Genomic DNA, 21,864 nt, shown 5'->3' with positions numbered 1-21,864 from the left:
CCAACACTCTTTAATTTGTAATATTTTTAGCCAAACGATTAAGCCGCCACTGAAAGAGAATGCCACTCGTCACCAAGCTGGCAATGAGACCAATCCAGTATCCATAAGGGCCTAAACTAGTATTGTGATCTAAGAAGAGTCCCAGGGGCAGCGAAACTCCCCAATAAGCAATCAAACCTAAGTAAAATGGCACCTGAGTATCCTTGTATCCCCGAAGAATGCCCTGCAAAGGAGCCGCAAAAGTATCTGCTAACTGGAAAAAGAGGCTGTAGGTCAGAAAAACAGATGTCATACGGATAAACTCGGTATCCGAACCATAGAGTGCAGCCACTCGGTCGCGGAAGATATAGAGAAATAGAAAAGTAAATCCAGCAATTCCCAAGGCCGTCAGCCGCCCGAGTTTACAGAATTCCTTAACATCATCAGGACGGTTGGCTCCAATTTCATAAGAAACGATGATGGACATTGAGGTTGAAATACTCATAGGAAAGGCATACATTAAGTTTGAAAAATTCATGGCCGCCTGATGGCTAGCAATGATTAGTGACGAAAACTTAGCCATGACTAGGCCAACAACCGAGAAAATCACAACTTCTGCAAAAAAGGTTCCTCCGATAGGCAGACCGAGACGAATGCCTTCGATTAAGCCCTTTTTATCTAGCGGTCGAATCTTCCATAGTTCATAGACTCGGACTTTTGGATGTTTGACTGCTACTAACAAGGATATGAGAAGCAAAACCCAATAAGCCAAAGAAGTCCCAAGTCCGGCTCCAGCTCCGCCCATTTCTGGAAAACCAAATGCTCCGTAGATTAGGGCATAATTAAAAGTGCCATTCAAAGGTAAAAGTAAGAGCATGAGATACATGGAAAGCTTGGTCAACCCCAGAGCATCAAACAGAGAACGAATGGTGCTAAAGAGCAAAAGAGGGATAATGCCGAGCGCTAGATACCAAAGATAGTTCTTTGCCACTTCTTCTACCAAAGGCTCTAGGCCAAGGTGAGACAAAACTAGAGGAGCGCCCACAAATACCAAGGTAAATAAAATTAGCGATAGCCCCAAAGAAAGATAAATAAACTGATAAAAATCAGAAGCAATCTTTTCTTTTTTCCCCTGCCCTAAATGGTGCCCGATTATGGGTACCAAGGCAGACACAATCCCTATCAACAGGTCGAAAAATGGAATCCAAAGACTAGTTGCCATAGAAACACTAGCCAGATGCAAGGTGTCATACTGACCAGTCATGGTCGTATCAACAAATGAAGCAGAAAAATTGGCCAGTTGGTAGATCAAAATTGGCAAAAAAATAGAAATAAAGAGCCGCATCCGCTGATTTAAATTATGAGTTTGGTGCATAGAAATCCCTCAAAAACTTTTCCTACCCAAGTAAAATCAATGAGCTTAAATTTTTAAAATATCAACTATCTTTACTATACTATAAGCCAGACAGATAGTCAAAAGGAAAAGGAAATCATATATCTGCCTCAGTAAAGACAACCTGCCCCTTCTCAAAACCTGCGATTCGCGCCAAAGAAAGGACACGATAACCGGATGTTTCCAAAAGTTGACGGCCATTCTGAAAGGATTTTTTAATGACAATGCCAACTGCCTCAACCTGCGCTCCTGCTTGCTCGATAATGGTAATCAAGCCCTTGGCTGCCTGACCATTAGCCAAAAAATCGTCGATAATCAGCACCTTATCATCAGAGTTGAGAAATTTCCCAGCAATCGAAACGGTCGAAGTCACTTGCTTGGTAAAAGAATAAACTTCGGCCGTCAAAATCCCTTCTGTCATCGTGATGTTTTTGGCCTTCTTAGCGAAAATCATTGGTAGACCCAGTGCCTCTGCTACGTAGACAGCCGGAGCAATTCCAGAAGCCTCAATGGTCACTACCTTGGTAACTCCTGCATCCTTTACCGCCTCCGCAAAGACCTGACCAATCTCTTTCATCAATGAAAAATCAACCTGATGGGTCAGAAAAGAGTCAACTTTCAAGATATTTTCACCTAAGACTTGTCCATCTCTGAGAATTCGTTCTTCTAATGTTTTCATTTGTACTCCTTCCTTTCCAAAATCCATCTTGATTCTAGCAGAAAAAGCACAGATATCCGTGCTTTTCCTTTACTCTTTTTCGTTTTTATTCTCGGTCTTTTCTTCTTCTCCAGCATGATTAACTGCTTTTTTGAATTCTGAAAACATTTTACCGATAGATTGCCCCAGTTCGGGCAGGCGTTTTGGTCCGAAAATAAGCAGGGCTCCCAGAACAATAATGATTACCCCAGGTACTCCGATGTCTTTTAAAAGTCCCATTAGTTTCTCCTCATTGATTTTCTTTGATAAATGATGCGACTGAGCAAGATGCTGACTTCATAGAGCAAAATCAAAGGCACTGTCATAGACAGATCGCTGATAAAGTCGGCCGGTGTCAGGACAACAGCTAAAACTAGCAAAATGAAGTAAGCGTATCGTCTATATTTTACCAAAAATTTCGGATTGAGCAAACCAATAGAAGTCAGAAAGGACACAAGAACAGGCAGCTCAAAAAGGCAGGCAATCGGAATAGTGGTATGAAAGACGAAACTAAGATAATTCTGCGCTGTCAGTCGTGTCTCAAAGAGGCCCTCACCCAACGACAGCAAAACCTGCAAAATAGCTGGAGTTACAAAGTAAAAGCCGAAAGCCAGTCCCAGAACAAAACAGAGAAAGGTAGCTGGGATATAAGCGAAAACAGCCCGAGCTTCATTGGCCCGTAAAGCTGGTCGAATAAACTCCCAGACCTGATAAACAAGAAATGGCAAGGTTAGGGAAAAAGCGACCAGACTAGCCAGACTGATATAAATCCAAAGGATATCATCCGGCCCCAGCACCAGCAGCTTCTGCTCAAAATTACTAGTCAACCATCGATAAATATCAGCCGAAAAAAGCAAGTTGGCCAGAAAAACTACGAAGAAGCAAGCCAATACCGCTAGAAAACGCCGTCTGAACTCAATCAAATGCTCAATAATAGTCTGCTCTTTTTTATCCATGCTGCTGCTCGCTTTTCTGATTTTTAAAGCTAACATAAACGACTAGCAGGATAAAGAGGGCCTGACTGACAACTACTTCCAGGCTTGGATAAATCCCCATCCAGTCTACGGTCACAAAGCCATTGATTAGGTGAGTCGGTAGGATATTGGTCAGCTGAAGGGCATGGATGCTGACGCCCAGCATTTTAAAGGCCAAGGCATAGATTAGCCAAGTCAGCCAGAAGAAAATGCTGTGTGGTTTGAGAAGACCAGACGCCTTGCTCATGATAAAGGCTAGCAAGACCAAGACTAGAACGGCCAAGCCGATTCCCAAAAGAAAATCAGTCATAGTGATGCGCGGCAGAATTCCTGCATAAAAGAGGATAGTCTCAGCCCCTTCACGGAAAACTGCCAGAAAGCTAAGAGCAAACATGGAAAGAAAACTGCCTGTGACTGTTACAGCCTTCATTTGGCTTTCCATAAAGTCATTCCATTTCTCAATAGAGGCCTTGCTGTGCAGCCAGATACCAACTAATATCATCATGGCGACAGCGAAAATTCCCACTGCACCTTCAATAATTTCACGATTTGATCCAGAAGCAACTGCCGGGAATAGAAACTGTAGTAAAGCTGCAATCACAGCGCTGGCTAGAACTCCACTCGCTGCACCTGCATAAACCCATTTGAGTCCTTTTTTCATCTTTGAGGCCTTTAGAGTCGTTATTAAAGCCATGACAATCAAGAGCGCTTCTACACCCTCACGTAGCAAAATCAGCATAGCATCAAAGAAATGATAGGAAGCTGTCGTATCAATCTGTGACAGCTCACCAATCAAGGATTCTAGCTGCTTTTGATACTTCTCTTCGCTCCCCTTGACCATAATTACTGGTGTTTGGCTCTCAACCTTGGTATAAAGCGAAGGGTTATTGACACTGACATCTCCTTCTATCGTTGGCCAAATGGTGATGAACTCTTTCATCTTGGCAGCAGCCTTTTTATCATCTCCGCTTTGAAAGAGACTCAAGGACTCCTCTAGCAGCTTAATTCCATCTTTCAGCGTCAGATTGCCAGCAGCTTCTTGGACTTTCTCGCCTTTGACAAAATTATCAATGGCGGTTTTTAAATCATCAAAAGAAGACTGAATCATATCAAAGTCAGTAGGCTCCGTCTCAATGGCACTGCGCAGAAATGAAATGGCTGTTTCTACCTTGCCGTAATGGGCTGTGCTGTTGTCTCGCACCACGCTTTCATTGGTAGTCCAGGTGCTATTCATCTTCTTGTATGCTTCTCTTGTCGCTTCTAAATCCTTAGCGCTAATGGCTTTTTGTAGATTTTCAAATTTGGGGTCTAGCTTACTGAGAAGCTTCTTTTTCTCAGCCTCTAAGTCGACTGGATTCTGCTCTTTCTCAAATTTCAAGAGGGCCGAAGAAATCTTTGTCAGTTTCTCCTCAGTCACCTGGCCCGATAAGTCTAGTGCCTTGCTTACCTCTTGTCCCGCTGCAGAGTCGTGATTAGCTACCCTTTCAAAGTCAGTCTTGATTTCTCCGACTAGCTGCTTGGCTTTTTCCTGGTCTTTCTGTTTGACCGCAGTGCTGGCATCAGTGATTTTGACAAATAAACTGCTGTAACTCTCGTACGCTAAAACCGGCTTAGCCAAAAAGATCAGCAAAAGGCCCAAAATCACCAGGCTTTTATTCAAATAATTTTTGACCAAGGTATTCTCCTTTTTTCACTCCGCCAAAGCAGGCAAACAAGCCACTGCCAATATGCGTGACGTATTCATTCATCTTATCTTGAGCGCCTAGATTAGTCAGAACTTTGACAAAGCTGTCAGGATCTTTCTGGAAGGAAAGAAAGAGTAAGCCTGTGTCGAACTGACCAGTACTTTCATCAATCCCATCCGAGTAAGAATAAGACCGGCGGTATATAGGCTTATCAACCTCCTTAGCCAGACGAACGTGTGAATCCTCTGGTAGCAATTTCAAGTCAACCTCGTCAAACTCGTCTTTCTTGCCAAAAGGCGCTCCGCTTTCTTTATAGCGACCGAAAGTGTTTTCCTGCTCCTGCAGATTGGTCCGGTCCCAGGTCTCAAGGAACATCTGTATTCGGCGGACAGCCATGTAAGAGCCGCCCTGCATCCAGTCCTTGCTATCGCACCAAATGACATTGTCGAAGTCTTTTTCTTTGGTTACATTGGCTGTACCGTCCTTAAATCCAAAGAGATTACGAGGTGTTGACATCCGGTCTCCGATAGCAGCAAATCCTGACTGACTCCACCTCATAGTGATGGCATTTCTCCCCTTACGGACCAGATTGCGGACCGCATGAAAGGCCACCTGCTCATCATCTGCACAGGCTTGGATGACAATATCGCCACCAGTATATTTTTCTTTAAGCTGCTCCTTTGGAAAAGGCGGCAAATCCCGAAAAGCCTTAGGTCGTTTGTCTGATAAGCCCATTTTTTTCAGAAAAGAGGCTGAGACCCCAAAGGTCAAAGTCAGTCGATAAGGGTTGAGACCAACAGTTTCTCCAGTATCCGTGGGTGGCAAAAGAGCATTGGAATTATCTTTTTTGACCAATTCTCCATCTACCAGCTTCTCGCTATAGGCTGTCCAGTCCTTGAAGAGCTGGACAATGGTCTCCCTATCTGTCGTATGCAAATCCAGAATAACAAAGTAGATATTCTTCTGCATCGGAGTTGTAATACCAGCCTGATGTTCTCCATAGAAGCTGATTTCTTCCTCACCGTCAGCGAATTTCTTATCTTCCTTGGCCTGATTAGCGAAAAAAGCAGATGCACCAGAGACACCCAGTGCAAGACCAGCGCCTCCAATCCCTGCTTTTTTAAGAAATTCACGACGATCCATCTTTTTATTAAACCATTTTTCGTCGTTTGTCATATGATTACTCCCCGTTTAGAATGACTCCCATTTGTGAAAGAGGCTCACCCAGTTTGGTCACTGCTTCTGCCAGTTCCTTGGTGTCTTCTTTTGTCAATTCTGTATAGAGCTTGTAGTTTTCAGAGTCGGTCATGTGCTTATCTAGGAGACTGTTTACATTTTTAAACTCAAGTTCCAAGGTCTTAACAAGCTTCTCATCCTTGTCCTTAATCAATGGCTTAAAGAGCTCAAAAATCTTTTCTGCTCCTTCAATATTCGCACGGAAATCATAGAGATCTGTATGAGAGAAAACTTCTTCCTCACCTGTAATCTTGCTGGTCGCCACTTCATTGAGCAAGTCAACAGCGCCCGTCAACATCATATCCGGCGTCACTTCAACCGTTGCGATTTTAGCTTTTAGCTCCTTTATATCGTTGACCAACTGATCAGCATAGCTTTCAGTTCCCTTGGTTGTGTTTTGCTCCCACATGATTTTTTCGATGCGGTGGAAACCAGACCAGCCTTCTTCGGTCTTGTTTTCATCCACATAGTCGACTAAGCGGAAGTCAATTTTAACGTCTGATTCACCAAAGCTCTCAGCAATCGGCTCCGAGCGCTCGTAGGCCATCCGGATAAGCGGATATTGCTTTTTAGCCTCATCAAGCTTGCCTTCTTTAAGGGTATCACGAAACTTCTCCGTATCTGTCAGGAGCTGATCGATTTGTCCTTGGACAAAAGATTTGTAATCCGCTGTCGCCTTGTCCAATTCTTTCTGATTGACAGCCGTTTGGCTGCTGGATGCTTGACTGCTTGAGCCAGTCTTGTTTGAAGTGTTGTTGGCTGCACAGCCAGTCAGTAAAATTGCCGTTGAAAATAGGACGATGCCAAGTTTTTTCATGGTGACTCCTTTGTTTTCTCTCCTAGATAGAGATTATTTCCTGTAAATTATACCAGTTTTTTTCTCATATTTCAAGAAATTGTCTGACAATTTAATCAAAAACTGTATATTAAGACCATTAAAGCAGCTCTTCTTTAACTTTCCCGATTTCCGTCTTTTTCAGCACTAAGTAAATCGTATCTCCCAGATAGAGGCGCGTGCTGCCATTGACCGTTTGAGTCTTTCCCTTGTGGACATTCATGGTAATCAAGACTCCATCTGGCAAGTTTAGCTCATGCACTTGACGACCGGCAATCTTTTCAGAAACAGGGATTTCAATTAAAGTTGTATCTCCCTGATCCTCGATACTGTCTGGCAACATTTTTTCCAGCATGGCTTCATAAACTGGCGCTCCTTTTAGCAGATCCATGATAATGTAAGCAGTCAGAGTGACCAGTCCCAGCGGCATGAGATTACGGATGTCGCCGACCATCTCTGTGACCAGAATCATAGCTGTCAGAGGAGCCTTGGAAATGGCGCCAAAATAACCACTCATGCCTAGGATAATGAAAATCGGAAATTGCTCCTGAGAAATCAAACCTAGCTGCAGACAGAATGTCCCCATTGCTCCGCCCAGAAGTGAACCCAGAATTAGAATTGGGAGGAAAATACCACCTGGCAAGCCGCTTCCATAACTTAACATACTCCAGACAAAACGCAGAATAAAGAATAAGAGCAAGGTTCCCACTGTGTAATGACTAGCGGTCAAAGATAAAATCAACTGATTGCCCCCGCCCAGTAAGTGAGGGAGGAAATAACCAATCGGAAGAATCAAGGCAAAGGCCAGAATAGGATAATAGGCTTCTGAAATCCTAAACAAGCGCCCCAAAAACTGATAAACCAGCTGAATATTCAAAATGACTTTCTCATAAATATAACCTGACAAGCCTAGCAGCAAGCCCATGACTAGGTAGATCCAGTACTGCTCCAGCTTCATGACCGGGATATTATCCGGCATGTCCAGCACTGGCGTCAGTCCAAACATGGAGAGTGAGACAAAGTTCGCAACTAGACTGGCCGCTAGCGTAGAAACCCAGAAAAAGCGTGAAAAATGACGGTAAACTTCTTCTACCACGAATAGCAAACCTGCGATTGGTGCATTAAAAGCTGCTGCTAAGCCTGCCGCCGCACCGCTAGCAATGAGCGCTCTCTCCTCAGCGGCACTCAAATTCAGAAATTTAGAAACGCCCTTGCCGCTCATAGCACCCAGCTGAATGCTTGGTCCTTCTCGACCCAACATCAGACCGCTAGCAATGGCTAAAATCCCCAATACAAACTTCTTCCAGAGAACACTCCACCAAGAAAGCGACATCAGGCCCTTCAGCTCTGCTTCGACCTGGGGAATACCTGACCCCTTGATATTTTTCTCCGACTTTACCCAGCGAGCGTTGAGCAAGACGATAAAAGCATAAAGGAACACCAAGGCCAGTAACCAAAGCAAAGACTGCTGACTCTTTTGGTAGACATCCTGCACTAAATGAAAGATTTTTTCAATCAGAAAGCGGAAAATCCCGACTACCAGTCCAGCAAAAATCCCGACTAAGACACCACGCAAAACCTGGGAAATAATCGAATGAGTTGCGAAATTAAATTCTCTCTTGATATCGTCCTCTTGCGAGATAGGCTCTTTTGCCATTCCCAATCTCCTCTAAATTGTTACTTTACCAATATTCTAGCACAAAGCAGGCCTGATAAACAGATGAAATATAAATTTCTTATTTCAGTATTCTTTTTAAAGGCTCTATACAAAAAAGTCTGGAAATTTATTCCAGACTCATTTTCTTATTTTGCTTTCAAAGCTGCTTGAGTAATGTAGTTGTATGGTTTGTTGAAGTGTGGCAGGAAGAAAAGATCCAGCAAGGCTAATTTATCAATTGTAACCTTTTCCTGAATGGCCAATGAGAACATGTGAATACCCATAGACATATCTTCTCTAGAAACCATCTGAGCTCCAAGAACTACACGCGTGTCCTTATCATAGACAATCTTAATTGTAACATCATGATGCTCAACCTTTTCAAGGAAGGTTGGTTTTTGAGTATCTTTAAACTCAACCACAGCTGGGCTGTAACCAAAGCGTTTAGCTTTTTCTTCGGTCAGACCAGTTGAAACCATCTTCAGACCAAAGATTTCGATACCATTAGAACCTTGAACACCGTTAGATTCCAATTCATGACCACAAGCATTATGAGCTGCTACGATACCAGAGCGCAGGGCGTTAGAAGCCAAGGCAATGTAGTTTGTATCATTGATAGAATTATCGTAGACAGTCGCACAGTCACCGATTGCATAAACATCATTGATGCTAGTTTCTTGCTTCTTATCCACCAAGAAAGCACCATTGCGGAATGTTTCCAACTTGCCAGCACCAAGACCAGTGTTTGGACGGAAGCCAACTGCTAAGACAACCATATCTACATCATAGCTAGCCTTATCTGTTACAATGCGTTCTACTTTACTTTCACCCTCAATAGCCTGAACAGTTTGACCGAAGGCTAATTGAACACCATTGTCTTCAAGGTTTTGGCGCATCATATCAGACAAGTCGTGGTCATAATAACCAGCCAAGCAAGTATCCACAACATCAATCAGAATCACTTCTTTACCAAGGCGTTTGAAGGCTTCTGCTAACTCAACCCCAATGTAACCAGCTCCTACTACTGCCACACGTTCGATATGTTTGCTCTTGTCTTGCAATTTCTCGATAACATCTGCAGCATTTTGATACAGTTTTACGAACTGCAGATTTTCTAAGGTTGACTTAAATTCGCGGCTGTTAGGATCCATCTCAGCACCTTTAATCGGAGGCAAAATCGGCTGAGAACCTGTTGCCAAAATCAATTTGTCATATGACTCTACATGCTCTTTGCCATCAACGATAGCTGTAACTGTTTTTGCATCATAATCAATTGACTCAACTGGTGAATTCATATAAACTTTTGCGCCTTTTGCTTCAAAAGTTTCTTTGTCTGCATAAAAAAGTCCATCTGGCTTGCTGATTTGCTGTCCAATCCAAAGGGCCATTCCGCATGCCAAGAATGAAATGTTTGAGTTTTGGTCAAAAATAACTACTTCATTTTCTGCACCATAATTATCCAACATTGTATTAATACACGCTGTACCTGCGTGGTTTGCACCAACTACAACGATTTTACTCATAAGAATAGTCCTACCTTAATTTATAATTTACTAAACAAGTATATCATCTCCTGTGAGCGTTTACAAGAAATTTGCTCGAAATTTTCAAAAATTCTTAGGCTACCTAAAAAGTTGTACCACTGTAGTCTAAATGCTTCAGAAAAACTACCTTTTGCAATGTTTCATTTTCTGAAAATATAACAAATTTAAGATTGTGAAACCGGTATCTTTTTGATATAATAAGGTCAGAGAGGTTAATTTTAGAAAGGTTGTGATAATGTGGACTTTGCTTCTCGCTCGCTCCATTTGATGGGGAGTACGATTTGCATCTCTCTCTATCATGAGCGAGCGGAAATACTCTTAGATGAGGCGGTCCAACTGCTTCATGTCTATAAAAATCGCTTCAGTGCCAATGATGAAGACTCTGAACTTATGACTATCAACCATCTAGCAGGAATTAAAAGTGTCTCAGTTCATCCAGAGCTTTTTGAGCTGATTGAGCTGGGAAAATATCACAGCCTAGCAGAAGGCAGCCACTTAAATATCACAATCGGCCCTCTAGTCCAGACCTGGCGGATAGGATTTTCAGACGCCCGTCTCCCAAGTACAGAGGAGATTCAGCAAGCTCTGAGCCTGACTGACCCAAACTTGCTTGAGCTGAATCCAGAAGACCGTAGTGTCTTTTTGGCTAAGAAAGGCATGAAACTGGATCTAGGCGCCTTGGCTAAAGGCTATATCGCTGATAAGATTAAGGACTATTTGCTGAGTCAGGGAGTGACTTCTGCTCTTATCAATCTTGGTGGCAATGTACTAACCATTGGGCAAAATGCAGTCAGCCAGCGCGCCTGGCGGATTGGCATCCAAAATCCCAAGCTGTTACGCGGCAATCACTCAGCTATACTTGCTATCACCAATCAGTCAGTGGTCACATCAGGAATCTACGAGCGAACCCTTACAGTGGATGGGCGGAACTACCATCACATTCTGGATCGTAAAACAGGTTATCCTATCGAAAATCGATTAGCTAGTCTGACCATTGTTTCAGACAAGTCGGTAGATGGCGAAATCTGGACGACTCGCCTATTTGGTGAAAGTCCGACATCAATTCTGTCCCAGATTGAACAGCAAACAGGGATTGAAGCCTTGATTATCACCCAGGATAGTCAGCTCTTCTGTAGCTCAGGCCTTTTAGAGCAGATAATTCCTGCTTCTTAATTTTCAAAAGTGATAATTTTACTGCCACAAAAGCGGTACCTCTATCGCTCTAGCTTTTATAAACATGCCCATTTAAAAACACCCTCTTTTTCTTCAGGTTTTTACTTGCCTTAAGAAAAATAAATGCACCTACGAGGGATTTGTATCTTCATTTCAGAAAGGAAATTTTATGTTAAAACTTATTGCAATTGTTGGAACAAATTCTAACCGTTCTACAAACCGGCAACTTCTTCAATATATGTCTAAGCACTTCGCTGACAAGGCTGAAATCGAGCTGGTTGAGATTAAAGATATCCCAATGTTTAATAAACCTGCTGATAGAAACGTGCCTGAATTGGTATCAGAAATTGCCGAAAAAATCGATGCTGCGGATGGCGTACTTATCGGCACACCTGAATACGACCATTCTATCCCAGCTGTGCTCATGAATGCTCTGGCTTGGCTTTCTTATGGTATCTATCCACTGCTGAACAAGCCGGTCATGATCACTGGTGCTTCTTATGGTACACTTGGCTCCTCTCGTGCCCAGCTGCAGCTCCGTCAAATTTTGAACGCTCCAGAAATCAAGGCAACTGTTCTTCCAGATGAGTTCTTGCTTTCACATTCTCTTCAAGCTTTTGACCAAAGCGGAGACTTGGTAGATCTTGACGTTGTCAAAAAATTGGATGCTATCTTTGATGACTTCCGTATCTTTGTCAAAATCACTGAAAAATTGCGCAACGCACAAGAATTGCTTCGCAAAGATGCTGAAGAATTTAATTGGGAAAAATTGTAAGATAGGAGACTGAAAGAATGAAATTTGTTGGAATTGTAGGATCAAACTACGAACAATCATATAACCGAAAATTATTGGAATTCATCCGTCGTCAGTTCAAAATTAAATTTGAATTGGAAGTCTTAGAAATCGATGAAGTCCCAATGTTTAACCAGGATGAAAAATGGGATGAAAGCTTCCAATTGCGTTATTTGTATAACAAAATCACACGTGCAGACGGTGTCATCATCGCAACCCCTGAGCACAATCATACTATCAGCGCTCCTTTGAAGAGTGTCTTAGAATGGCTCTCTTACGAGGTTCATCCTTTCGAAAACAAGCCTGTCATGATTGTCGGTGCTTCTTACTACGACCAAGGAACTTCTCGTGCTCAAGTTCACCTACGTAAAATCCTAGATGCTCCTGGCGTCAATGCTTACACCCTCCCAGGCAATGAGTTCTTGCTGGGCAAAGCCAAGGAAGCTTTTGACAATGATGGTAATATTACAAACGAAGGAACTGTGAATTTCCTTGAAACATGCTTAGATAACTTTATCAAATATGTAGAGGTCGTTTCAAAATTGAAAAAACCAAAACCAATCGAACCTGAAGACCTGGACTGCGGAAAGCCAATCGCTACGACAATTACAGAAGTTGATCCAGATGATCCAGAATGGGTGGAAAAAGTCGCAGCAATCACTGGCGCTGTTTCAGGTGATACTTATGTCAAACTTGACCATGGTATCTTGACTGTTAATCAAATTGATATGTTCTTAAAAGCTATGCCATTTGAATTGACATACGCTGACGATAACAACCAATTCCTCTACTACAATAACGCCCACCAAGACCCAGACACCATGTTTGCCAAACGTGTGCCACCTCAATCAGGTAGCCGCATGTCAACCGTTCATGGTTCTCTTCCACCAGCTCGGATGAAAAATGTAGAGTGGGTTATCGGAACACTTCGCAACGGAAACCAAGAATACGTACGTACAATCGTCCCAGGTTCACCTGCAGGCGTTATCAATACTCACAACTACCAAGCTATGTACTATCCTGACGGATCATACGCTGGTATCAATGAAATCGTCTTTAATTTCCAACCATGGCTCGACTGGTACTTAAAAGAAACTGGTCAACGTTTGGTTGGAGGCAGCGGACCATTTGCTCCTGCCGGAGGTCATGGAGACGCAGACGCTACTTCTGGTGCTTCTGATGCTGGAGGCGATGGAGGTCATGGAGACGGAGGAGCTGATGCAACATCAGGCGCTAGCGCTTAATTACCTTACAAACTAAAAAGAATGGATTCATAAGTCCATTCTTTTTTCGCTTTATTTCATTTCCTTGAAAGCTGCTTCTGCATCAGCATTACTGATAGCTCCAAACTGGATTTTACCGATTTTCCCTTGACTGTCAATGAGGAATTCAGTCGGGATACTGCGGATCTGATAGACTTGGAAAATTTCTCCTGAAGTATCAAATAGAACTGGTACATCTTTATAACCTTGTTCTTGAAACCATTTTGGAAATTCCTCGACAGATTTCTCTCCTTGGAGACCTGGTGCTACAACTGTCAAGATTTCAAAATCACGATCTGTTTTACCAGCCAATTCGACCAATTCCGGCATACTCTTCTTACAAGGTCCACACCAAGAAGCCCAGAATTTTAGATAAACTTTCTTGCCTTTGTAGTCAGAAAGTTTGACTGTTTTTCCATCCATAGACTGCAGAGTAAAGTCAGGTGCCTCTTGACCGACAGCTGCTTGGGTGACTGTACTTGTCTGAGGGGCCTCACTAGATGAACTACTGCTTGTAGGCATAGTCATAGGCTTCTCTTCCTTTTCCGAGCAGGCTGCCAAAAAGGCTACAGCTGACACAGTTGCTAATAATGTAACGATTTTCTTCATATTTCTTTCTCCTTTTATCCAAAAAGTCCAGACAGGGCATTAAGCTGTCCTAACATCAGCAGAATTCCCATCAGAATAATCAGGGCTCCGCCAATTTTCTTCATCAGGCTCATATAAGGCTTGATTTTATTAAAATACTGCATAACAAAGCTAGATGCTAAAGCCAAGATTAGGAAAGGCAGGGCCATTCCCAAAGTGTAAATCAAGGTCAAAATCGCTCCCTGGAATGCACCATTCCCACCAGAAGCTGCTAAAGCCAAGACTGAGCTGAGAATCGGACCAATGCAAGGAGTCCAACCAAAGCTAAAGGTAATCCCCAGTAAAAATGCAGACCAAAAATGATGTTTCTGACCGTTCTTTTTGAAAGTCAAGCTCTTTTGAATCTGTAACTGGCGAATATTAATAAGCTCCATCTGGTGCAGACCTAGCAGAATGATGAGGCCGCCCATCACATAACGAAAGGTAGGACTGTAAATAATTGTTCCTAGAAAGCCTGCTCCAAAGCCTAGCAAAAAGAAGACTGTTGAGATGCCTGCAATGAAAAACAGTGTTCTAACCATGCCTTGCCAAGCAAGCTCCCGGCCAAATACTTTTAGAGTCTTGACCTCCTTGTCATCCAATAAAATGCCAATATAAACCGGCAATAAGGGAAAAATACAAGGGGAAAAGAAGGACAAAATACCCGCTAAAAAAACTGAAACAAAAAATAAAGGTGATTCCATTTACTCTCCTCTAACTACTTACGTAGAATATACATTCACTTATCATTATAAATGAATCTTATAGATTTTTCACAAATCTGCTACGGTAATTTTCTTGCAAACTCATGAGACTAGGAAAAGAGAAAATTTCGCTTGATGAACAGCAAAACCAGTGCATTTTGTCCCAAACAGTAAAAAGCCGGAGAAAATCCTACCGGCTTGAATATTTTAAAACTTAATAGACCTAATCATCTGTAACTAGCGGCAAATAAAGACTAATCTGGGTAAATTTATCTGGTTCGGACTGGATTTCCATATGGTAGTCTTCTCCGAACTGCAATCTTAAGCGTTGATCGACATTTTTTAGACCAACACCACCTAAGCGAAGGAGAGTCGCATCCATAGAGGCGTTGACATCAAAGCCACGGCCGTTGTCATAGATAGATAATATCAGCTGCCCCTCTTCCGCTTCCGCTGTAACGCGAATCATGCCCTGTCTGTCAATTTCCTTGATGCCATGGTAGATGGCATTTTCAACCAAAGGCTGGAGTACCAGCTTGGGCAGTTTATAATCAGCTATGGATTCATCCTCTTCAATCTCATATTGGAGCTTGTCGCCATAGCGTTGCTTCTGGATAAAAAGATACTGACGAACGTGGTCAATCTCATCTTTGAGAGAAATCTGTTCATGCCCTTGATTGAGTGCCAAGCGGAAATACTGAGCGAGTGATTTTGTTACCTCAACAACACGCTTGCTGTCGTTAAATTCAGCCATCCAGACAATCGTATCCAAGGTATTATAAAGGAAATGGGGGTTGATTTGAGCTGAAAGAGCTCGGAGCTCATAGCGTCGGACATTTTGTTCTTCTGTCTTGACAGCTTCCATCAGTTGTTCAATTTGGTCCAGCATTTTATTGAACTGCTGAGCCAAGTCAACCAACTCTGGAGAACCCTTAGCTTCCGCTCGCAGATTTGAGTCGCCTGCCCCAATCTTCAGAATAACAGCTTGTAGATTCTGAAGAGGCTTAATCCACAAACGCAGGACAAACCAAATACCAGTCAAGCACATCAGGAGTGCTAAAACGCCCATCCCTATAAAAGAATAAAGCATCTGTGACTGAAGCATCTGTAATTGCTCTAAAGAGGCAACGCCAATTAAAGTCCAGTCGCTGTCTGCGATATCAATCTGGTAGACAAAAGCCTCTTTCTGGTCTGCGTAACCATCCTTGACCGAGATATAGGACTGCATAGCTTTCATTTCCTGACTGGAGGAGTAAACACTTTTCTTAGGATGATAGACAAATTCATGCTGGCTATTGACAATAAAACTAAAGCCTTTCTTCCCTAGCTGAAGCCGATCCAGATAGGCTTTGAGACTCTTATAGCCAATATCCAGACGCAAAACACCGAGATTCTGCCCTGCTTCATCCACCACTTCCTGAGTGACAGAAACAACCCACTTCTCCTTCTCTGATGACAGAGATTCCTTGCGAGCAGGGGTCAAGACAGGCATGGCTTTGGTATGAACAGCTTCCTGATACCATTTTTCATTCATCATATCAGAAGATGTCTGCATGCTAATTTGAGAATCTGTTGAGACCACGCGCCCGTCCTTGGTAACCAATACTGCCGACACCAAATCCGGATCTGTCTCAATAATGGTTTTCATCAAAGCCTGTACTGACGTTTCGCTGCTTTCATGATTCTGAGCAAACTTCCGAATCGTTTCTTCCTTGCTCAGTGTGGAGGTGGTTTGTTTTAATTTTTGCAAATAAGAAGCAATGAACTGCCCGCTTTGCTCCATACTATTGCGCGTCGTCCGCTCTGTCAGCCGCCGAATAGTCCCCGAGCTAGTCTGATAGTAAAGACTCCCAACAAATCCCAAGAGGAAAAGAACCAGCAGAAAAATATAGACAATCAACTGGATAAGAAGCGGATATCGTTTCATTTCCCCTCCCCTTTTTTAAACTGCCGAGGTGTCAGCCCAACCACCTGCTTGAAGCGCTGAGAAAAATAGTTCATATCTTCAAAACCTACCTGCTCTGCTATTTCATAAATCTTCAAATCTGTAGTCAGGAGTAAGAGTTTTGCTTTTTTCATCCGCTCTTGGATCAGATAATCTTGAAAGGGCAAGCCTAGTTCTTTTTTGATAAGAACGCTAAGATAGGACGGACTAAACCCCAATTGGAAAGCTAAACTTTTCAGACTTAATTCTGAATCAGCTAGACGCGCGTGAATAGCCTCTTCCAACTCAGAGCGCTGTCCCTGATCAACCAAGTTTTGAATCTGGGCTTTTTTTCGTTCCTTATCAAGCTTAGTCTGCACCTTGGCCAACATTTCCTCAACATCATCTTTGGAAAATGGCTTGAGAAGATAGTCATCGGCGCCTAGTTTAATGGCGGTCCGAGCATAGTCAAAATCATCATAGCCCGTCAGAAAAACGATATGGCACTTAGGAGCCTGGTCCCTGACTAGCTTGGCCAGTTCGAGGCCGTTCATCTGTGGCATGTTGATATCGGTCAGCAGGATATCAGCAGGATTTTCCTGAAATTTCTGCCAAGCTTCTCTTCCATTTTCAGCCTGGGCAATGACTTGCATGCCAAACTGTTCATAGTCTACCAAGGATGCAATCCCCTGTCTTACCAGATACTCATCCTCTACAATTATAATTGAATACACAAGATTCAACTCCTTATTTATACTGGATTTATTATAGCAAATTTTCGATCAAAATGCTCTTAAACATAATCCAAAAGATAACCGTAGCCCTTCTCCTCCATCTCGGCTTTTGGAATGAACTTAATGGACAGACTATTGATGCAATAGCGCAAGCCGCCCTTGTCCTTAGGACCGTCTGTGAAAACATGGCCCAGATGGGAATTTCCAACCCGGCTACGAACTTCTGTCCGTGTCATGTTGAAACTCTTGTCTTCTTTGTAAGTCGCAACATCTGGACTGATAGGGCGTGTGAAACTCGGCCAACCGCAGCCTGAGTCAAACTTATCTTTTGATGAAAAGAGAGGCTCGCCTGTCACCACATCCACATAGATACCAGCATCGAACTTATCCCAATAGCGATTAGAAAAGGCCCGCTCTGTGTCATTCTTTTGTGTGACTGCGTATTCTTCTGGCGTGAGCTTAGCCTTAATCTCTTCATCACTAGGCTTAGGATAGCGACTGGCTTCGATAACTGGGTAAGCAGCTTGATTGACATCGATATGGCAATATCCATTAGGATTCTTTTTTAGGTAATCCTGGTGATAATCTTCTGCCTTGATAAAGTTTTTTAGAGCTTCTTTTTCGACGGCCAAAGGCTTATCATATTTCTTTGCAACTTCATCAAAAACCTGATTAATAGTATCAAGATCAGCTTCGTCCTTATAATAAACACCTGTCCGGTACTGGGTACCCTGATCATTTCCCTGCTTGTTTTTAGAAGTTGGATCAATAATGCGGAAATAGTGAAGCAGAATTTCTTTTAGCGAAATTTTCTTGGCATTGTAAGTGATGTGAACAGTCTCAGCGTGACCAGTTTGAGAGACCAATTCATACTTGGTCGTGTCTCCCTTACCATTTGCATAGCCTGATACTGCATCAAGTACACCTGGCACGCGAGAAAAGTACTCTTCTACTCCCCAGAAACAGCCGCCAGCCAGATAAATCTCCCGCTTGTCCTCTTCCTTGACATCTTCTGTCTTTTGTTTGGCTACCGCTTCTGTCTTGCTCATTGAAGCTTTCTTAATCTGTTCAGGTGACGATTGCTTACCATTCCCTGCAATCACATAGACCAGTCCAAAGCAGACAAGCAAACCAAGAAGAACCAGAAGAATTTTCCATTTTCCTTCCATGTTTATTGCTCCTTTTTACTTGATTTCTTTCAGTGTTTTCTCAATATCTTCCTTGCTCATGTAGCCAATATGTGTCTTGGCAAGAGAGCCGTCGCTGCCTACGAAAAGTGCAGATGGATAAGAGCGAATCCCGTATTCTTTCAGCAATTCTCCCTTAGTATCCATGAGAACTGGGAAGTCTTTGTAATCCAAAGACTTGTACCATTCCTTGAAATCATCAGCAGACTTTTCTCCATTAAAAGTCGGAGACACCACCGACAGGACAACATAATCTTTTCCTGACTGCTCCTTAGCCAAATCATTGGTATCTCCAAGTGTGGATAGACAGATAGAGCACCAAGAAGCCCAAAACTTAAGGTATACTTTCTTGCCTTTAAAATCAGACAGTTTGTAGGTCTTGCCGTCCACACCTTGCAGGCTAAAGTCTTTTGCCATCTTGGTAGATTGCCCAGAATCCGCTTTTGTTTGCATATTGCTTTTATCACTTTTAGAAACTTCCGAGTTCATTTTCTGATTTGAACAGGCTCCCAAAAAGCCGACACAAAGCAGACTGATAGTCAATATTGATAACTTCTTCATCGTTTTCTTTCCTTTCAAAATAAGGAGAAAGCCGACAAAACTGACGACTTTCTTTCCTATGGTGGAATTCTTATTTGTCAGATGACATTTCGGATGAATCTTTCATGTCATCCTTCATGCTTGAATCGCTTGATTTCATATCATCTTTCATATCGGACTTACTGTCGGTCATCATAGAAGAGTCCTTCATGTCATCCTTTTTCATTTTATCATCAGACATGCTGGAGTCTTTCATATCCTCTTTCTTCATATCCTCTTTCTTCATGTCGTCTTTTTTCATGTCGTCTTTCTTCATCATACTGCTGTCATCCGTCTTCTTCATATCAGAATCTGATTTTTGATTAGAGCAGGCAGCTAGGACAAAGATACTAAGTGCAGCGATTGTAAGTGTAGTGATTTTTTTCATGATGTGTCTCCTTTAATTATATAATTTTTATCCAAATAATGATGCTAAAACGTTTAGATTTCCAAGCATTAGCAAAATTCCCATGAGAATGATGAGTGCTCCGCCGATTTTCTTAAGCGTTCCCATATAAGGTTTGAGTTTTGCAAAGCGCTGTACTACCCAGCCGGAAGCTAAAGCCATTGCTAGAAAAGGAAGCGCTAATCCAAGTGTATAAACCAACATAAGCAAGCCTCCCTGAAGAGCGCCGTTACCTCCAGAAGCTGCAATTGCTAAGACAGAGCTCAGAACAGGTCCCACACAGGGCGTCCAACCAAAGCTAAAGGTGATACCCAAGAGAAAAGCGTTAAGAAAATCACTTCTTTTACTATTCTTTTTAAGTTGGATGCTCTTTTGCTTTTGCAGTTGCTGGATATTAATGATTCCCATCTGGTGGATTCCCAGTAGAATGACAATCCCGCCCAGAACATAGCGAAACCAAGGGGCATAGAGGACTTGCCCTAGAGCGCCAGCTCCGTAGCCCAAAACCAAGAATACAGTTGATAATCCAGCAATAAAGCAGAGCGTCTTAGCTAGACCATACCAGGAAATATCTTTTCCCATAAACCGAACCGTTTTTGGCTGATCCGAATCCAGCAAAATTCCCACATAAACCGGCATCAGCGGTAAGATACAGGGCGAGAAAAAAGATAGAATACCCGCCAGAAAAACAGAAATAAAGAACAAAAAACTTGTTGCCATTTCAAAAACCTCACTATCAATTTCTGACTCTAGTATAAAATAAAAATCCCCCTAAAAATAGGGAGATAGATTTGAAAAAACTTGAATTTGATGTTATATTGCTTGAGATTTCTGGATTTTGCAAAAACATCCACCACATTGTGACAGATGTTATCTATTAGCTTTCCATCTCGAAACGCTCACTCTTTAGCCTATTTGGCAAAAAGAGAGAAAGCAGGATTCCAACTAGAGCCGGCACCAACCAAGGCAGGGAAGCCCGAGCAAACGGAAGGGCATTTACCATATCACTTACCTTTGTAATATGGAACTGCTGCCCAAGAATACCCGCAAAGGAAATCAGAGTCACTGCTGCCACCGTCAATTGCATACCGATTTTGGACAGTGGCAAGAATTTATTGACAATGACAATCAGAACGATAACAATGGTAATTGGATAGAGAATTTGCAAGACTGGAACAGAATATTGAATAATAGCATTAAGCCCAAGATTAGCAATCGCAAACCCAATCAAAGTAAAGACCGTTGCGTACACTTTATAAGATACCTTAGAGAAAGTTTTATGGAAGAATTCCCCAGTTGATACAATAAGTCCCGCTGTTGTGGTGAAGCAAGTCACAGTGACCATAGCTGCAAGGAAAATCTGTGCTGTAGGTCCAAAGATAGCCTGTGTCGCTTGCGACAGGACATAAACACCAGGATTGCCTTTGGCAATAATCTCAGCTGGAACTGGGAAATGATTGCCCAAATAAGCCAAACCAATGTACATGGCACTAAAAGCTAGTGCCACCACTATGCCAACGACCCAAATAGTTGAAACATACTCCTTTTTATTCTTGAAACCAAGCTGGTTAAGAGTTGTTACAGCAATTACGCTGAAAGCCACGGAAGCCAAGGCATCCAAAGTATTATAACCCTCCAAGAAGCCCTGTCCAAAAGCTGACGCTAAATAAGCTTCCGAAGCCTGCTGAGGTGTCGTTGTTCCGTATTTCAAAGCTCCTAGAATGACTAAGATAATAATCAAAACTGCAAAGACAGGCGTCAGAATACGTCCAATCCGATCCAAAATCTTAGATGGATTCAAAGAAATCAGATAAGCCGCCGCAAAGTAAAGGGTCGTGAAAACAATCAATCCGATACTGGTCATATTTTTAGACAGCATAGGAGCAATACCAACTTCATATGCCACCGTCGCAGTCCGCGGGATAGCAAAGAAGGGCCCGATTGACAGATACAAGGCTACAAGATAGACAATAGCAAACCAAGGCGCAATCTTCTGAGAAATCTCGTGAATATAGCCCTTGGGATTGAGCGTTCCTATAATCAGAGTCAGCACAGCAAGCCCAACCCCAGATAGGACAAATCCTGCAATAGCTGGCCAAAAATGCTGACCAGATAATGTTCCAAGCGAAGGCGGGAAAATCAAATTCCCAGCACCGAAAAATATTCCAAATAAGAGCAAGCCTGTTAAGGCACCTTTTTTAATCACGGGAAACTCCTTTAAATTTTTTCATGCTTTATCATTATATACGTAAATAGCCACCTCCGCAAGATTTTTAACTTTTTCAGAATATTGATTCGAATCAAAAGAGAAAATATGATTTAAATCAAATCATATATCAATAGGTTTTAGAAAAATCCTTACTTATCTACAGATTTAAGGCTTATTTTAAAGTGATATAAATAAGTTTGTTTTAAATCGTATACTTCACCAACCTATCTCTATCTTTTTTTGATGGTTTACTTTCTTTAAACAGA

General features: G+C 42.4%; 21 protein-coding genes. 3 read left to right on the top strand and 18 right to left on the bottom strand.

The genetic code is table 11. From position 1 onward, the window contains the following. Nucleotides 1–10: 10 nt before the first annotated feature. The 9 genes from K1J09_RS00180 to nox all read right to left on the bottom strand — a co-directional run bounded on the left by K1J09_RS00180 (nucleotide 11) and on the right by nox (nucleotide 9,979). Complete coding sequence (locus K1J09_RS00180; RefSeq protein WP_223322760.1) at nucleotides 11–1,354, bottom strand: MATE family efflux transporter; 1,344 nt, start codon at nucleotides 1,352–1,354, stop codon at nucleotides 11–13. A gap of 115 nt (nucleotides 1,355–1,469) precedes the next feature. Next, on the bottom strand, nucleotides 1,470–2,051 hold the full coding sequence (locus tag K1J09_RS00175) for a xanthine phosphoribosyltransferase (RefSeq protein ID WP_009660529.1): 582 nt from the start codon (nucleotides 2,049–2,051) through the stop codon (nucleotides 1,470–1,472). Nucleotides 2,052–2,120: 69 nt separating this feature from the next. After that, nucleotides 2,121–2,309 carry a twin-arginine translocase TatA/TatE family subunit gene (locus K1J09_RS00170; protein ID WP_002906601.1) on the bottom strand — a complete coding sequence of 63 codons (189 nt, stop codon included), beginning with the start codon at nucleotides 2,307–2,309 and terminating at the stop codon, nucleotides 2,121–2,123. After that, complete coding sequence (gene tatC / locus K1J09_RS00165; protein WP_009660330.1) at nucleotides 2,309–3,025, bottom strand: twin-arginine translocase subunit TatC; 717 nt, start codon at nucleotides 3,023–3,025, stop codon at nucleotides 2,309–2,311. The genes K1J09_RS00170 and tatC overlap by 1 nt, the downstream gene beginning before the upstream one ends. After that, complete coding sequence (locus K1J09_RS00160; RefSeq protein WP_223322761.1) at nucleotides 3,018–4,718, bottom strand: FTR1 family iron permease; 1,701 nt, start codon at nucleotides 4,716–4,718, stop codon at nucleotides 3,018–3,020. Before K1J09_RS00160 ends, tatC begins: the two co-directional genes overlap by 8 nt. Further along, nucleotides 4,696–5,904 (bottom strand): iron uptake transporter deferrochelatase/peroxidase subunit, encoded by a 1,209-nt coding sequence (gene efeB / locus K1J09_RS00155; RefSeq protein ID WP_223322762.1) that lies wholly within the window; start codon nucleotides 5,902–5,904, stop codon nucleotides 4,696–4,698. Before efeB ends, K1J09_RS00160 begins: the two co-directional genes overlap by 23 nt. Before the next feature lie 4 nt (nucleotides 5,905–5,908). Continuing rightward, on the bottom strand, nucleotides 5,909–6,781 hold the full coding sequence (gene efeO / locus K1J09_RS00150) for an iron uptake system protein EfeO (RefSeq protein ID WP_223322764.1): 873 nt from the start codon (nucleotides 6,779–6,781) through the stop codon (nucleotides 5,909–5,911). A gap of 118 nt (nucleotides 6,782–6,899) precedes the next feature. Continuing rightward, nucleotides 6,900–8,456, bottom strand: coding sequence for a ClC family H(+)/Cl(-) exchange transporter (locus tag K1J09_RS00145; RefSeq protein WP_223322766.1), 1,557 nt, complete (start codon nucleotides 8,454–8,456; stop codon nucleotides 6,900–6,902). Between the two features lie 146 nt (nucleotides 8,457–8,602). Next, nucleotides 8,603–9,979: a H2O-forming NADH oxidase gene (nox, locus tag K1J09_RS00140; protein WP_223322768.1), complete on the bottom strand. Its 1,377-nt coding sequence runs from the start codon at nucleotides 9,977–9,979 to the stop codon at nucleotides 8,603–8,605. Between the two features lie 258 nt (nucleotides 9,980–10,237). On the opposite strand from nox, the gene K1J09_RS00135 reads away from it, so the two are divergent. The 3 genes from K1J09_RS00135 to K1J09_RS00125 all read left to right on the top strand — a co-directional run bounded on the left by K1J09_RS00135 (nucleotide 10,238) and on the right by K1J09_RS00125 (nucleotide 13,210). Further along, nucleotides 10,238–11,173, top strand: coding sequence for an FAD:protein FMN transferase (locus K1J09_RS00135; RefSeq protein ID WP_223322770.1), 936 nt, complete (start codon nucleotides 10,238–10,240; stop codon nucleotides 11,171–11,173). A gap of 169 nt (nucleotides 11,174–11,342) precedes the next feature. Then, the gene (locus K1J09_RS00130) at nucleotides 11,343–11,948 is read left to right on the top strand and encodes an NADPH-dependent FMN reductase (RefSeq protein ID WP_002906610.1); all 606 of its coding nucleotides are present in this window, start codon (nucleotides 11,343–11,345) and stop codon (nucleotides 11,946–11,948) included. Nucleotides 11,949–11,965: 17 nt separating this feature from the next. Next, nucleotides 11,966–13,210, top strand: a complete 1,245-nt coding sequence (locus K1J09_RS00125; RefSeq protein WP_002904464.1) for an NAD(P)H-dependent oxidoreductase — start codon at nucleotides 11,966–11,968, stop codon at nucleotides 13,208–13,210. A gap of 51 nt (nucleotides 13,211–13,261) precedes the next feature. Here the strand turns inward: K1J09_RS00125 and sdbB are convergent, their stop codons facing one another. From sdbB to brnQ, 9 genes are all read right to left on the bottom strand, one after another. Continuing rightward, complete coding sequence (gene sdbB, locus K1J09_RS00120; RefSeq protein WP_125342220.1) at nucleotides 13,262–13,837, bottom strand: thiol-disulfide oxidoreductase-associated lipoprotein SdbB; 576 nt, start codon at nucleotides 13,835–13,837, stop codon at nucleotides 13,262–13,264. A gap of 14 nt (nucleotides 13,838–13,851) precedes the next feature. Further along, entirely contained in the window at nucleotides 13,852–14,559 is a 708-nt protein-coding gene (ccdA2, locus tag K1J09_RS00115; RefSeq protein ID WP_125342221.1) for a thiol-disulfide oxidoreductase-associated membrane protein CcdA2, read from the bottom strand. Nucleotides 14,560–14,782: 223 nt separating this feature from the next. Further along, on the bottom strand, nucleotides 14,783–16,486 hold the full coding sequence (locus K1J09_RS00110) for a cache domain-containing sensor histidine kinase (RefSeq protein WP_223322772.1): 1,704 nt from the start codon (nucleotides 16,484–16,486) through the stop codon (nucleotides 14,783–14,785). Next, on the bottom strand, nucleotides 16,483–17,217 hold the full coding sequence (locus tag K1J09_RS00105) for a response regulator transcription factor (protein WP_223322774.1): 735 nt from the start codon (nucleotides 17,215–17,217) through the stop codon (nucleotides 16,483–16,485). The genes K1J09_RS00110 and K1J09_RS00105 overlap by 4 nt, the downstream gene beginning before the upstream one ends. Before the next feature lie 59 nt (nucleotides 17,218–17,276). Further along, on the bottom strand, nucleotides 17,277–18,386 hold the full coding sequence (gene msrB / locus K1J09_RS00100) for a peptide-methionine (R)-S-oxide reductase MsrB (RefSeq protein WP_223322776.1): 1,110 nt from the start codon (nucleotides 18,384–18,386) through the stop codon (nucleotides 17,277–17,279). A gap of 15 nt (nucleotides 18,387–18,401) precedes the next feature. Then, nucleotides 18,402–18,965: a redoxin family protein gene (locus tag K1J09_RS00095; RefSeq protein ID WP_002895559.1), complete on the bottom strand. Its 564-nt coding sequence runs from the start codon at nucleotides 18,963–18,965 to the stop codon at nucleotides 18,402–18,404. Between the two features lie 70 nt (nucleotides 18,966–19,035). After that, entirely contained in the window at nucleotides 19,036–19,371 is a 336-nt protein-coding gene (locus K1J09_RS00090) for a hypothetical protein (protein WP_223322778.1), read from the bottom strand. A gap of 27 nt (nucleotides 19,372–19,398) precedes the next feature. Continuing rightward, nucleotides 19,399–20,109, bottom strand: a complete 711-nt coding sequence (ccdA2, locus tag K1J09_RS00085) for a thiol-disulfide oxidoreductase-associated membrane protein CcdA2 (RefSeq protein WP_002912377.1) — start codon at nucleotides 20,107–20,109, stop codon at nucleotides 19,399–19,401. Between the two features lie 157 nt (nucleotides 20,110–20,266). Beyond that, nucleotides 20,267–21,595, bottom strand: coding sequence for a branched-chain amino acid transport system II carrier protein (brnQ, locus tag K1J09_RS00080; protein WP_223322780.1), 1,329 nt, complete (start codon nucleotides 21,593–21,595; stop codon nucleotides 20,267–20,269). Nucleotides 21,596–21,864: the final 269 nt, after the last annotated feature.

Origin of the sequence: Streptococcus sanguinis (assembly GCF_019928825.1) — a bacterium.
Classification (GTDB): domain Bacteria; phylum Bacillota; class Bacilli; order Lactobacillales; family Streptococcaceae; genus Streptococcus; species Streptococcus sanguinis_L.
The sequence above is the reverse complement of the archived record's forward strand: the minus strand, read 5'-3'. Positions and strand labels throughout refer to the sequence as shown.

What these genes read in the sequence shown, in the direction of transcription:
- K1J09_RS00170 (WP_002906601.1), bottom strand. Translation starts at nt 2,309, where the DNA reads ATGGGACTTTTAAAAGACATCGGAGTACCTGGGGTAATCATTATTGTT.
- ccdA2 (WP_002912377.1), bottom strand. Translation starts at nt 20,109, where the DNA reads ATGGCAACAAGTTTTTTGTTCTTTATTTCTGTTTTTCTGGCGGGTATT.
- K1J09_RS00175 (WP_009660529.1), bottom strand. Translation starts at nt 2,051, where the DNA reads ATGAAAACATTAGAAGAACGAATTCTCAGAGATGGACAAGTCTTAGGT.
- msrB (WP_223322776.1), bottom strand. Translation starts at nt 18,386, where the DNA reads ATGGAAGGAAAATGGAAAATTCTTCTGGTTCTTCTTGGTTTGCTTGTC.
- K1J09_RS00180 (WP_223322760.1), bottom strand. Translation starts at nt 1,354, where the DNA reads ATGCACCAAACTCATAATTTAAATCAGCGGATGCGGCTCTTTATTTCT.
- K1J09_RS00110 (WP_223322772.1), bottom strand. Translation starts at nt 16,486, where the DNA reads ATGAAACGATATCCGCTTCTTATCCAGTTGATTGTCTATATTTTTCTG.
- nox (WP_223322768.1), bottom strand. Translation starts at nt 9,979, where the DNA reads ATGAGTAAAATCGTTGTAGTTGGTGCAAACCACGCAGGTACAGCGTGT.
- efeO (WP_223322764.1), bottom strand. Translation starts at nt 6,781, where the DNA reads ATGAAAAAACTTGGCATCGTCCTATTTTCAACGGCAATTTTACTGACT.
- K1J09_RS00090 (WP_223322778.1), bottom strand. Translation starts at nt 19,371, where the DNA reads ATGAAAAAAATCACTACACTTACAATCGCTGCACTTAGTATCTTTGTC.
- K1J09_RS00145 (WP_223322766.1), bottom strand. Translation starts at nt 8,456, where the DNA reads ATGGCAAAAGAGCCTATCTCGCAAGAGGACGATATCAAGAGAGAATTT.
- ccdA2 (WP_125342221.1), bottom strand. Translation starts at nt 14,559, where the DNA reads ATGGAATCACCTTTATTTTTTGTTTCAGTTTTTTTAGCGGGTATTTTG.
- K1J09_RS00130 (WP_002906610.1), top strand. Translation starts at nt 11,343, where the DNA reads ATGTTAAAACTTATTGCAATTGTTGGAACAAATTCTAACCGTTCTACA.
- K1J09_RS00095 (WP_002895559.1), bottom strand. Translation starts at nt 18,965, where the DNA reads ATGAAGAAGTTATCAATATTGACTATCAGTCTGCTTTGTGTCGGCTTT.
- sdbB (WP_125342220.1), bottom strand. Translation starts at nt 13,837, where the DNA reads ATGAAGAAAATCGTTACATTATTAGCAACTGTGTCAGCTGTAGCCTTT.
- K1J09_RS00125 (WP_002904464.1), top strand. Translation starts at nt 11,966, where the DNA reads ATGAAATTTGTTGGAATTGTAGGATCAAACTACGAACAATCATATAAC.
- tatC (WP_009660330.1), bottom strand. Translation starts at nt 3,025, where the DNA reads ATGGATAAAAAAGAGCAGACTATTATTGAGCATTTGATTGAGTTCAGA.
- efeB (WP_223322762.1), bottom strand. Translation starts at nt 5,904, where the DNA reads ATGACAAACGACGAAAAATGGTTTAATAAAAAGATGGATCGTCGTGAA.